This is a genomic window from Bifidobacterium simiarum (genome assembly GCF_002802905.1).
Classification (GTDB): domain Bacteria; phylum Actinomycetota; class Actinomycetes; order Actinomycetales; family Bifidobacteriaceae; genus Galliscardovia; species Galliscardovia simiarum.
Window position 1 is genome coordinate 216836 of record NZ_PEBK01000001.1, and the last position, 12371, is coordinate 229206.

The 12371-nt window shown below is 65.8% G+C and carries 10 protein-coding genes; 5 read left to right on the forward strand and 5 right to left on the reverse strand.

Features of this window, described 5'->3' with window-relative positions; genetic code table 11:
- Positions 1 to 206: 206 nt before the first annotated feature.
- Positions 207 to 1457, reverse strand: coding sequence for a carboxylate--amine ligase (locus CSQ87_RS00745; RefSeq protein ID WP_100512204.1), 1251 nt, complete (start codon positions 1455 to 1457; stop codon positions 207 to 209).
- 231 nt (positions 1458 to 1688) lie between these two features.
- Here CSQ87_RS00745 and CSQ87_RS00750 point away from each other — a divergent pair, with 231 nt between their 5' ends.
- The gene (locus tag CSQ87_RS00750; RefSeq protein ID WP_100511943.1) at positions 1689 to 2945 is read left to right on the forward strand and encodes a DegT/DnrJ/EryC1/StrS family aminotransferase; all 1257 of its coding nucleotides are present in this window, start codon (positions 1689 to 1691) and stop codon (positions 2943 to 2945) included.
- 91 nt (positions 2946 to 3036) lie between these two features.
- Here CSQ87_RS00750 and CSQ87_RS00755 read toward each other — a convergent pair whose 3' ends face one another.
- From CSQ87_RS00755 to CSQ87_RS00765, 3 genes are all read right to left on the reverse strand, one after another.
- Positions 3037 to 4035 (reverse strand): lipid II:glycine glycyltransferase FemX, encoded by a 999-nt coding sequence (locus tag CSQ87_RS00755; protein ID WP_100511945.1) that lies wholly within the window; start codon positions 4033 to 4035, stop codon positions 3037 to 3039.
- Between the two features lie 89 nt (positions 4036 to 4124).
- Positions 4125 to 5714, reverse strand: a complete 1590-nt coding sequence (locus tag CSQ87_RS00760) for a UDP-N-acetylmuramoyl-L-alanyl-D-glutamate--2,6-diaminopimelate ligase (protein WP_100511946.1) — start codon at positions 5712 to 5714, stop codon at positions 4125 to 4127.
- 59 nt (positions 5715 to 5773) lie between these two features.
- On the reverse strand, positions 5774 to 6520 hold the full coding sequence (locus tag CSQ87_RS00765) for an exonuclease domain-containing protein (RefSeq protein ID WP_100511948.1): 747 nt from the start codon (positions 6518 to 6520) through the stop codon (positions 5774 to 5776).
- 126 nt (positions 6521 to 6646) lie between these two features.
- On the opposite strand from CSQ87_RS00765, the gene CSQ87_RS00770 reads away from it, so the two are divergent.
- The 3 genes from CSQ87_RS00770 (at position 6647) to CSQ87_RS00780 (ending at position 9427) form a co-directional block, all read left to right on the forward strand.
- The gene (locus tag CSQ87_RS00770; protein ID WP_100511949.1) at positions 6647 to 7357 is read left to right on the forward strand and encodes a sigma-70 family RNA polymerase sigma factor; all 711 of its coding nucleotides are present in this window, start codon (positions 6647 to 6649) and stop codon (positions 7355 to 7357) included.
- Positions 7354 to 7710: a hypothetical protein gene (locus CSQ87_RS00775; protein WP_100511951.1), complete on the forward strand. Its 357-nt coding sequence runs from the start codon at positions 7354 to 7356 to the stop codon at positions 7708 to 7710. Before CSQ87_RS00770 ends, CSQ87_RS00775 begins: the two co-directional genes overlap by 4 nt.
- Positions 7711 to 8164: 454 nt before the next feature.
- Positions 8165 to 9427, forward strand: a complete 1263-nt coding sequence (locus CSQ87_RS00780) for an MFS transporter (protein ID WP_100511952.1) — start codon at positions 8165 to 8167, stop codon at positions 9425 to 9427.
- 113 nt (positions 9428 to 9540) lie between these two features.
- Here CSQ87_RS00780 and CSQ87_RS00785 read toward each other — a convergent pair whose 3' ends face one another.
- Positions 9541 to 10650 carry a LacI family DNA-binding transcriptional regulator gene (locus tag CSQ87_RS00785; protein WP_100511953.1) on the reverse strand — a complete coding sequence of 370 codons (1110 nt, stop codon included), beginning with the start codon at positions 10648 to 10650 and terminating at the stop codon, positions 9541 to 9543.
- Positions 10651 to 10951: 301 nt separating this feature from the next.
- On the opposite strand from CSQ87_RS00785, the gene CSQ87_RS00790 reads away from it, so the two are divergent.
- The gene (locus tag CSQ87_RS00790; RefSeq protein WP_207761063.1) at positions 10952 to 12343 is read left to right on the forward strand and encodes a glycoside hydrolase family 28 protein; all 1392 of its coding nucleotides are present in this window, start codon (positions 10952 to 10954) and stop codon (positions 12341 to 12343) included.
- The last annotated feature ends 28 nt before the right edge of the window (positions 12344 to 12371 follow it).

The window sequence follows — 12371 nt, forward strand, 5'->3', positions numbered from 1 at the left end:
CCACCCCCACCCGGCTTTGCCGGGAGCCCCCGCCGCACAATTCGTCGGGGGCGGGTGTGTGTTGCTCCCGCCGGACGAACAGTCCGGTGGACTGTTCGTGGCAGTGCGCTCATAGGAGCGCACGTCGCACAATTCGTCGGGAGCTGGCTCGCGTCAGCGAGACTGAGGGTGGTCGAGCGGTCCGGCATTGGGCGGAATACTGAGGGCTAGAAGCCGGTGCTGGTGGGCTTGGGGTAGTACCTGCCGAACTTGCGGTACTGGTTGAGCTCGGATTCCATGAGGTACAGCCAGCGCTTCGGCCCGCCGTCCTTCGGGTTGCGCTGCGGGCTGATGCGTCCGGCCTTCTGCAGGCGCTTCACCTGCGCCCTGAGCTTCGGATCGACCACGTAGCGCAGCAGCAGACGGTTCGGGATGATCGAGTACAGCACCTCGCGGCTGGCCGTGCGCGGCGCCTGCGGCTGGCCTTCGATCACGTCGGAGACCAGCACCTGCATCGGGTTGATGCCGGCGCCGTACACGTAGAAGCTGTTGCGGCCGATGCGGGGGTTCACCTCGAGGAAGTAGAACGTGCCGGTGTGCGGGTCTCGCTTGACGTCGAAGTTCGCGAACCCGTGGTAGTCGATGGCCTCCAGGAACCGGCGGGCCGGTTCGAGGATGTCGTCGATCGGCTCGGTGATCATCGCGCACGGATTGCCCAGCGTGGCGGGATGATGCTCCTCGAGCAGCACATGAGCTGAGCACAGCATCGACACCTTGCCGGTGGAATCCACGTACGCGGTGACCGAATACATGCCGGTGTCGTCGCCCTCCACCAGCTCCTGCGCCACGAAGGTGTCGCGGAACCCGGCCCGGGCCAGCGTATGCCACAGTTCGGTGAGCTGCTCGGGGGTGTCGATGCGGTACACCTTCTGCCTGCCCTCGAACGTGAGGTTCTCGTACTGCGAGCTGTCGGCGGGCTTGGCCACCACCGGGAACCGCAGGTCGCCCGGCGTGGGCTGCGGCTGCCAGCCGCTTTCGCCGGCGCCGGAGAAGTCCTCGTAGAACGACTTCGGCACGGGCATGCCGCGTTCAACGGCCAAACGCTCGAACTCCTGCTTGTCGCTCACCCGTTCGATCGTCTCCAGCGAGGGGATCGGCAGCATGTAGTACTGCTCCAGCGCCTCGCGATGCGACGCCAGCACATGGATGCGCCAGTCGGTGTTGGCCAGCAGCAGCAGCTTGCGGTTCGGATTGCGTCCCTTGAGATCGGCGCCGATGCGCAGCAGCTCCTCGACGAGCGGCTCCTCCTCGTTGGCGCGGGAGAACTCGTGGCGGGTGAGGATCTTCGAATCCCTGATGGCGCTCGGATTGTAGGCGGTCACCAGAATCGGTTTCACGCCGTAGGCGTCGTTAAGCTCACGGGCCAGCGCATACGCGCCCAGATCGCCGCCAAGAATCACCGGCTGGAAAGATGCCATCTGCCAATCCTCACTCACATATTCGCGTTCATGATCGATGCGTCCGACCGGCGAACGGCCGAACGCCAAACGTCTGCCATTCTACATTCCACCGCGTGCCCGGCGCATGCCGTAACGTGCCCATCGGGTGAAACCTCGGCGTGCGTATGCGCGGCATGGCCGTAAGCTTCCCGGCGTTGGGCTAGATTGAAGGAAACGACGTCACATGCCCGCCGAAGGGAAAGAGGCCCGATGAACCCCAGAACCGGTACCACCAGCACCACCAGCACCAACGGAGCCGTCAGCGCGGCCAATGCCGTGGGAACCGCATCCGCGGCCTGCCGGGCCCTCGCCGAGCGTACGGGGACGAACGCCCGCGACTGGTATCCGGTGTTCAAGGCCCGCTACGGCATGCTCGTGGCGTTCGAGACGCTGGCGGAACAGCGCGGCAGGGGAGCGGTCGCCACACAGCTGTTCACCTGCTGCACGGCCGTCGACCCGATCGTGACGGCGGAGCTCATCCCCGTCTACGCCGACGTCGACGCCGATACGCTGGCGATCGACCCGAACCGGTTCGATCCCAAGGCCATCGCCGACCTGCGGGCGGTGATGCTGCAGCACACCTTCGGTCTGGTGGACGAGCTCTCCTCCGCGGCGCTCGCCGAACGGGCCCACGCCGTCGGCGCGCTGGTGATGGAGGATTGCGCCCACTGCGTGGGCCGCATGGCCCGGGACGAGCGCGGTCTGCCATTGGCCGACATCTCGATCCATTCGTTCGGCGTGGAGAAGATGCTGCCCACCCGGTTCGGCGGCGCGGTGTGGATCAACCCGCGTCTAGCCGCCGACGCCCCCGCGCTGGACCGTCAGCTGCGCAGCCGTCTCGCCTCGCTGCCGGCCCCTGACGGGCGGCTGGATGTGGTGACGAAGCTGTATGTCAATCAGAACCGCGTCTTCTCCCGTCTGGGAGGACTCGGCGGCTCCCTGCGCCGCACCTTCACCCGACTGGGATGGTACGAACCGCCGATCGCGGACGTCGAACAGCGGGGAGGGCTGGCCTACCGGCCGTTCGCATCCACCGCGTGGATCGACGGGAAGGCCGCGGCGGCATTGCATGATCTTGACGGCAACGAGGACTCCCGCCGCGCCATCGTGGGCGTGTACCGCCGCCGTCTCGCCGACTGCGCGGCATTGGAGATCCCCGGCGTCGCGCTCGACGGTCCGGCCCAGCCGCTGCTGCGCTTCCCGCTGTTCGCCGCGGACACCGCGACCGCCGACCGGCTGATCGAAGCGTCCCGGTCCGTCGGCGGCTACGCGGAACGCTGGTATCGTCCGGAACTGTTCCCCGGCGTCACCGACGAGCATGCCTATGGGCTCGACCGTCTGGACCGCGGCACCGTTCCCGTGTCGGACGATCTGGTGGCCCGGGCGCTGTGTCTGCCCACGGAACTGAGCGAGCAGCGCGCCGAAGCGATCTGCGACGCGCTGCTCGAATCACTGGATCGGCACTGACCCTCAGGATCGACCGGTCAGTCAAACCAGTCTGCCCGATCCGGCCGGTCAGTCACACCGGTCAAAGCCACACCGGTCAGTCGGCCGGGACTTACTTCCTCACCTTGCGGCGCAGCGACTGCAGCAGGGTGAGGGCCCGGTAGAAGCCCTTCTTGATCGGGATGTCACGGCCGGGGGCCACCGGGGTGATCTCCTCGGTGAACTTGGTCTTGAACTCGTTGAGGCCCTTAAGGCTGGGGGCGAAGTCGCTGCCGATGCCCATGAGATCGTATTCGGTGATGCCCTGCGCGCCGAGGATGCAGCACTCGTTGTACAGCAGCTTGTCGGTCACGTGCAGACGCATCACCTCGCTGCGCATGCCGGCGTAGTAGCGCACGGCGTGCTTGCCATTCACCGTCACGATCGACCAGGCGACCACGCGGTCGTCGATGCGGGCGGCGAACACGCGGCAATGATCCGCGCCGAGCGCCTCGATCATGTCGGAGTAGTCGGTGATCGGCGCCGGCGTGAACCCGTCGCGCTCGCCGGTCTCCACCATCACGTCGTAGTATTCGGAGAAATCCCTGATCGCCTGTGCGGTCTCGTCGGCGATGTCGGCCGGGCACTCGCGCAGCGACTTGCGCACGTCACGGCGGCCGCGGCGCTTCATGCGCTTCAGAATCTCCTCGTCGCCGCCGGTGACGTCGATCACCACGGTCTGGTTGTACGGCACGGTGGAGAGCACCGGCACGGTGCCGCCCTCGAACCACGTATCCAGACGCAGGAACACCTGACGCTTGTCGCGGGCCTTGACCATGGCGGCGATGGCGTCGATCGTCTCGCGCTCGGTGGCCTCGTCGGGCTTGTCGATCCACGCCGGGCCGTGCACCGAACGCAGATAGTGGTAGCCGTGGGTCTCCATGTCGATCAGCGACAGGAAGGCGATGGTCTCGCCGTCGCGCTTGATCAGGAACGCGCCGCACGGGGTGCGGCCGGGGATGTCCGCCTGGAAGTTCGCCCAGATCTCGGTCTGTTCGATCGGCAGCGTCACGCCGGCCTGCTCGGCGGCGGCCTCCATCGTCCTGAAATCGGTCTTCTCTACACTGATCATGCGTTCCTCCGCGTTTTCTGGATCTGTTCTGGATCTGCGATTCCTAAGCCGTCACCGAGTGTACCAACGAATGGCCGGCGCGCCCGCGCTCACCGGGTTTCGTCACCGAGTTTGAACACTCGGGAGACGATATGGGTGTCGCCCTCGTAGGGCACGTGCCGGCCACGGTCCTTCATCCACTGCTCCTCGCCCTTGCCTATCACCATGATCACGTTGGGCCGGCCGTCGCGCGCGCAGTGTTCGCGGGCGTCGGCGACGGCGGTTTCGATGGCCTCGGTGCGGTCGAGGATGATGCCCGCCTCGATGTTCGGGTCGGTGACGTAGCCGAGCATCTGCCGGCACACGTCGATCACCGGTTCGGTGTCGGTGTCCTCGAAGGTGAGGATCAGCCTCTCCGCGCGGTGCTGGCAGGCGTCCACGATCTCCTTGCGCCGGTCCACCGCCTTGTCGCCGGCCGAACCGGTGACCACGGTGACGCGGGGGCGCTCCGCCCCGTAGCGCTCGTCGATGAAGTCCAGCAGGGCGCTCACCGAGGCGAAGTTGTGGGCGTAGTCGACGATGGCGAGCGTGTTGGATTCGGTGTCCCGGAACTGTTCCATGCGCCCGGAGATGCGCACGGACTCCATGGCGTGCAGGGCGCGGGCCACGTCGGCGTCCGCGGGGTCGAAGCCCGCGGCCTTCACGAGCGCCACGGCGGCGGCTGCGTTGAGATAGTTGAAGTCGCCGTCGAGTCTCAGATGGAACGTGCCGAGGTCCCGCCCGTCAGCGGCGATCTCATAGGCGCTGTGCGCGGGGTCGACCGGCCATGCGATCACGTCGGCGGCGGTGCCCTCGTCCCGTCCGGCGTTGTGCAGGGCGAACGTGGAGACCTCGATGCCGGCGGCCGCGGCGTCCTCGCGGATCAGGTCGGCGTGGGCGCAGTCGGCGCCCAGTACCAGACGCTTCGCGTTGGCGACGATCTGCCGCTTGCAGTGCAGATAGTCCTCGAAGGTGGGGTGTTCGATCGGGCTGATGTGGTCGGGGGAGATGTTGAGGAACGCGGCCACATCGAAGGTCAGGCCGTAGACGCGGTCCACCTTGTACGCCTGCGAGGAGACCTCCATGACCAGATGGGTCATGCCGTGGTCGACCGCCTGCCGCATCATGCGGAACGCGTCGAGCGACTCGGGTGTGGTCAGGTCCGACTCCACGTAGGTGTGGCCGTCCACGCAGTTGTCCACCGACGAGAACAGGGCGGTGCGGTTGCCGTTGATCGCGTTGAGCACGGCCTGCGTGAAGTAGTTGGTGGTGGTCTTGCCCTTGGTGCCGGTGATGCCGATCACCGTCAGCTCGTCCTGCGGACGGCCGTAGAATTCGGCGGACAGCAGGCTCATCGCCTTGCGCACGTCGTTGACGATCAGCCCCACGGCGTGGGTGGCCGAGGAGTGGTCGGTCTGCGCCACGTAGGCCGCGAGTCCGCGATCGTCGATGCCGTCGAGATAGGCGGACCTGAACCGTCCCTTGCAGAACAGCAGGGATCCGGGGCTGACCGTGCGGGTGTCGTAGGTCACCGCCTCGAACGGCGTATCGGCGCCGTCGAAGCGATGCGGGTCGAGCGACCAGCGATCGTCCTGGATGATTTCGCGGAGCAGATGATGACGGGTGAGCAGCCGGGCTGCCGAGGCCAGTGTGAGTGCCATGCTGCGGGTGTCCTTTCGTAGGTTCGTGAATGATTCTACCGACGTCACGGTCACCGACGTCACAGCCACCGGTTGCTGACGGGGGCGCGGCCGCGGTCGACTCGATGACGGTTGAAGGACTCGGTCCAGCGATCGTGGCTGCCGCGCTGCCAGTCCATGAGCTCGTCGAGGCGCAGGGCGCCGACCTGCGGGTGCAGCCGGGCGATCGGGGCGACCAGATCGAGTGCGGCCACCGTGTCGGCGGTGGCGTCGTGGAAGTCGCCGTGGGGTTCGACGCCGTAATAGAAGGTGGTGTCGGTGAGGGTGCGATGCCCCTTGCGATGCGATACCGCGCGGTCAAGCACCAGCGGGTCGACCACCAGCAGCTCCCCGCCGGTTAGGCGTTCGGCGAGCGGCTTGAGATCCCAGCGCTTCAGGTCGCCTTCGACCATATGCACGTCGAACGGCGCGTTGTAGGCCAGCAGCGGGATGTTGGCGTTCTGGGCCGTGGCGATCACGTCGGCGATATGGTCGATCGCCTCGGCCGGCTCCTCGCCGTGCTCCTGCAGATACTCGTCGGTGAAGCCGTTGACCCTGCTGGCCGCCGCGGGGATCGGCCGGTGCGGGTTCACCAGCCATTCGGCCGTCACGTCGCCGGCGTATCCGATCTTCGGGTCGCGCAGCACCAGCGTGGCCGAGCAGATCGCGTCCCGTCCCGGACGGATGCCGGTGGTTTCGGTGTCGAATCCCAGCAGCAGGGTGTCGGCGAGCGTGGTGTGCGGGGGCTGCGCGCCTGTGCGCGAGACGGCGTCAAGCAATTCGTTCATATCGGCATTGTCCGTTTGCCATCCGACAAGCGCGACGGGTCGTGTGGCACAATAGGGAGCGTGGTTGACGCAGAGGATAGCGAACGGACGGACGAAGGCAGGCGGGCCGAATTCGAACGGCTGGCCATGCCGGTGGTCGACGGACTGTACCGTCACGCGATGAAACTGACCAACAACCCCGACGATGCGCAGGATCTGGTGCAGGACACTTTCGAACGCGGGTTCAAGAACTTCGATTCCTTCAGGCAGGGCACCAACTTCGCCGCATGGATGACCACCATCGAACGCAACCTGTACTTCAATCAGTATCAGAAGGCCAAGCGCCGTCCCCGTCGGGCCAACGACGGCACCGGCGAGTACGACGACTGGGATATCTACGCGGCGTCGGAGCACAGTTCCGAGGGCCTCAAGTCGGCCGAGGACACCTATCAGGACGCGTTCGCGCCCGAGGAGATCATGGCGGCGCTCAACAAGCTCAGCCCCGAACGCCGGCAGGTGTTCATCGACGCGGCCATCGACGGCAAGTCGTACCAGCAGGTGGCCGACGAGCAGGGGGTGAAGATCGGCACGGTGATGAGCCGGCTCAACCGCGCCCGCACCCAGCTGCGGCAGGAGCTGGAGTCGTATGCGTGTGAGCGCGGGTATGCCTCGGGCGGCAGGGGTTCCGGAAGAACCGGGGAGCGGACGACGTCGGGAAAGACGGGGGAGAGACCGGCTTCCCGCAGGCGTAGCAGATCCGTTTCACCGACCGCGAACCGGAAAGCCGCCGATTCGGGTGATAATGGCAGTAGGACCACAACCGTCGTGAAGGACCATCAGGGGAAGGAGCGGTCATGAACGGGCATATCGAACGTCATGTGAGCATTGCCACGGATCGTGACGGCACCGTGGTGGCCAAGGTGACGAAGACCGTGGTGACGGTGGCGTCGGACGTTCCGGCGAATACCTCCGTTGCGGACGGCGGTGCGGCTTCGGCAGCCGTGGATATGGCCGCAGGTGTGAAGGACGCCGCCGCGGCGTCACGCGGCGCGTGTTTCGACGTCGACGCCCTGTGCGACGCCCGGGAGAAGGCGATGATCGAGGTGCTGCGCGCCTATCTGCGTCCGCAGACCGCCCCCGCATGCCTGATCGACCGTCTGCATCACTGCCTCGGCGACGACCCGGCGCAGTCCGCCGGCACCCGCCGGTAGGGTTCGTGGTTCCGTTCCTTTCTCTGCCATGTCGACGATTCGTGTCGACGATCCATATTGTCAATTCGTGTTGACGACTCGTGTTGATGCGGACCGGCGTATCGAGGTTGGGGCGTCATGGCTCGTGACCGCTGAAAAACCCATGAATAACCGATTTCATAATGACGACGCGAAACGCGGCGGCGTGCGATGTGCGGAAAAGTGTGCAAATAGTTGTATATGAGGAAACATAAGGATCGCGGTCGTCCTGTTGCTGTGATTTGCCATGAACTTTCGGTGGATTGCGAAGAAACAAAGGCTTAAGAAATCGGTTTCATGTTAGGCTGTGATTCAGTTGTTCGGCAGGGATGTGCGATGTGTGGTGTATCGCCGTTGTGCCAGATGACGGATGAAGGAGTCCGGTCGGCCTCCATTGGGGGTGCGGACCGCAGGATGAACATGAAGGAGTGTTCTCATGGTCAATGAAGTGTCCGGTGCGACGTCGCGCCGAGGCGTCGTTGATGAGGATCAGCCGAAGTTCCCGTGGAAGCCGGGTCTCGGTCTGCTGTTCGGCGGCGCGGGATGGTACTGGGCCGGTCAGGCGGTCAACGCCGTGCTGCTGCCGGCCAAGATCGCGCAGATCGATCCCGAGGGCAAGGTGGGCATGGTGGCCATCGTCTCCACCGTGACCATGGTCATTTCGATCATCGCGGGCATTGTCGGCGGTGCGCTGTCCGACATGACCCGTTCCCGCTTCGGCTCCCGTACGCCGTGGATCGTCGGCGGCGTGGTCGTCGGCACCATCGCCCTGCTGTTCTTCGCCTTCACCAGCCATGTCGGCGTGGTACTCGCCTCCTGGTGGGTGTATGCGGCCGTGTACAACGCGATGCTGGCCGCCGGATGCGCATGGCAGCCCGATCAGGTGGCTCCGCGCTGGCGTGGTACCGCATCCTCGATGTACGGCGTGGGCCATCAGGCCGCACTGCAGGGCGCTCAGGTCGTCGCCTCGCTGTTCGTCACCAACATCCCCACCGGCGTGATCATCTCGCTGGTCATCGGCGACGTGCTGTCCCTGATCTCCGTGGCCGTCTGCCGAGAGGCGTCCAACAAGGACATGCCGCGCGAGAAGTTCACCGTCGGCTCGGCCCTGTCCAACTTCCTGCCCCCGAAGGACGGCGGCCGTGACTACTGGCTCGCCGCCATGGCCCGCTTCCTGTGGATGGTGCCCGGCGGCATCGGCACCTACCGTCTGTACACGTTGACCGACTACATGGGCCAGTCCGATGCCGACGCCGGCAAGTGGATGAGCTTCATGGCCCTGTTGGCCGTCATCGCCGCCGTCTCCTGCGGCGTGATCGCCGGCCCGATCTCCGATAAGTTCCGCAGCGTGAAGATCCCGCTGGCCATCGCCATCTTCACCGTCGGTCTGCCCTGCTGGCTGCCGTTCTTCGTGCCCACCCCGGTGATGTACACCATCTACGTGGCCATCTCCTCGCTCGGCTCCGGCGTGTTCAGCTCGCTGGATCAGGCGATCATGACCACCGTGCTGCCCAACCCGAAGACCGCCGCCAAGGATCTCGCCTTCCTCAACTCCTGCGGCGTGGTCGGCAACCTCACCGCCCCGCTGCTCGCCGGCTGGGTGATCAACACCTTCGGCTACCGCGGTCTGTTCCCGATGGGCTTCGTGGTCCTCACCTCCGCCGCCATCTGCGTGTTCTTCATCAAGAAGGTCAAGTAAGAGGCGCCTTCCGTCCCGGCGGATCCGTTCCGCCGACCTGCGACTCGTCCGTCGTGCATCGATTGTCATGCGATGCGCGGCGGACGTTTTTTTTTATTGCGCGTGGTCATGCCTTAATACGATCGGGTGGCAGTGCGATCGGGGGAGGCGATGGACCGCCGGGGGATGAACCGCACCGGGAAGACGGGATGCTCGCCCCGGTCGACCGGCAGTCCGAGCACCAGACGCGCCGCATACCGGCCGATCTCCTCGTACGGCACGTTGACGGTGCTCAGCGTCGGGGTCAGCGATTCGTCGGCGGCCAGGTCGTCGAATCCGACGACCGACAGATCCTCCGGCAGTCGCAGTCCCAGCTGCCGGGCCGTGCGGTAGACGCCGTGGGCCATGCGATCGGTGGTGCAGACGATGGCGGTGGGGCGTTCGGCCGGGTCGCGGTCCAGCAGCCGCAGGGCCGCCGGACCGATCTGCTCCTCGACGTTGCCCGTGGCGATCACCATCGGGTCGTCCGGATCGACGGTGAGCCCCGCCTGCCGCATGGCCCGGCGGTACCCGTCGAACCGTTCCATCGCCGTGGTCCGCCGGGAGTAGCCGAGAAAGGCGATCGACCGGTGGCCGGCATCCAGCAGGGCGTTGGTCGCCGCCTGGACGCCGCTGCGCTGGTCGTACGACACGGTGGGGATGTCGCTCACCTTCGGATTGGATATGGCGGGGACCCCGCACAGCACCAGTCGTGCGCCCACCGAGGCGAGCAGGTCGTGATAGCGCGCGATCCGCGTCCAATGCTCGTCCGTATCGGACTGCGTGCCCACCAGCAGTACGCCCGACGTGCGCTGACGGGCCAGCTGCTCGATGACGATGCGCTGACCTTCCGGGAACCCCTGCGTGGAATTGAGGAACAGCATGGCGTTCTCCCGGCGCAGCGTCATGTCGACGCCCTGCGCCATCCGGGCGAACGCCTCGCCGAGGAACGCGTCGGTGACGAAGGCGACGGTGCGGGTGCCCGTGCCGGTCATCGACCGCACCAGGCCGTTGACCACGTAGTTGAGTTCTCGGGCCGTCTGCTGCACATGCCGCCGGGTGGCTTTGCTGACATGCGGATTGTTCGCCAGCGCCCGGGAGGCCGTGGAGATGGAGACGCCGGCGGCCTGCGCCACGTCCTTCAGCGTCACGCCGCCGCGGGAAGCGGGGCCGGGGGCGGTTCGCGGTCGTTCGTCATGCGCCATGCGTCCCCCTTCGTGTTCCCATGCGTTCCCATGTGGTCACATGCACAGTGTACCCGCGCGGGGTTATGCGGCGTGGGATGCGCTGCGGGCGTCGTGTCCATGCCGTGCGGTGGCTTCGAAAGCGTTTTCATCGGTGATGTTTCATGGTCGGCCGGCACTGCCGCGATTCGCTGCTTCGCATTGGTTGCCTCCGGTGTGTTTCCTTTGACAAGAAATCGGTTTCATATTATCGTGTGGTGGTATCGGGTGACGGGGAAGTCGGCCCGTGACGTGCATGACCTGCGTGATGAAGGAGTCATCGATGATCATTGATCCCAGACAATACGGTGCCGTGGTCGACGGCGTGACCAATGACGCCGAGGCCATCCAGAAGGCCATCGACGCATGCTCGGCGAACGGCGGCGGCACGGTCCATCTGACCGGCGGCACGTTCCTGGCCGGCACCCTGGTCATGAAGTCGAACGTGGTCCTCGACGTCGACGTGTCGGCGAAGCTGCTCGCCAGCCCGAATATCGGCGACTATTCGGCCGACGTGCACCATAACCGCTATCGCAACGAGCATGACATCGACCGCTGCTTCATCTACGCCGAGGACGCCCACGACTTCGCCCTGACCGGCCGCGGCGTGATCGCAGGCAATGCCGAGGCGTTCCCGAACGAGGGATCGATCTACCGGCCGATGATGATCCGCATGCTGCGCTGCTCCAACGTGCATCTGGAGAACCTGCGACTGTACGACGCCGCGGCATGGACCACCGCGTTCCTCGACAGCGAATACATCTGGGTGCGCGGCGTGGACATCAGGAACGACAAGCGCTACAACGGCGACGGCCTCGACTTCGACGGCTGCGCGCATGTGTTCGTCTCCGACTGCTATGTGCGCGGCACCGACGACAACCTCTGCCTGCAGGCCAGCAGCAGGGACTACCCGGTGCACGACGTGCATGTGACCAATTGCGAGTTCTCCGGCGTGTGCGCCGGCGTGCGCATCGGACTGAAGTCGATCGGCGACATCTTCAACGTGACGATCGCCAACTGCACGTTCGACCGCGTATGGCGCGAAGGCATCAAGATCGAAAGCACCGAAGGCGGCGCGATCAGCGAGATCGCCGTGAGCAACATCGTGATGCGCAACGTGACCCGGCCTCTCTTCGTGATCCTCAACAACCGTTTCGAGCCGGACGATCTGGGCAGCTCCATCGAACTCGACCACATGCCGGCCATCGGCAGGCTCGGGAACATCGACATCGCGCATCTGACCGCCGTGGACGACGAGGAGATGACGAAGACGCATTGGCGGTTCACCGACGACGTGATGGGGGAGCCGAAGTTCGCCGGCATCCGCTTCGACGCCGCCGACGGTCACCCGATCGACGGGGTGACGCTGAGCGACATCCGCTACACGTTCGTCGGCGGTGTGAAGGCCTCCGACATCCCGCCGGCGGCCGAATACCCGAAGGTGCTCGACCGGCTGGTCGACCCGGACGGCCGGTCCAGCGAGAACTACTGGCCCGACTGGTCGCGCGCCGCGTTCATGGACCTGCGCAACGTGCATGACCTGCGGCTCGACGGCATCCGGCTGCGCACCCTGCACGACGACGAGCGGCCCGCCGTCCTCACCGACGGATGCGAGGGCCTGATCGCCCGCGACATCCGAGTCAACGGCGAGGACTGGGACGTCGGGCGTCGCTGATCTCAGTCGACATTGAACGCCGTTTTCC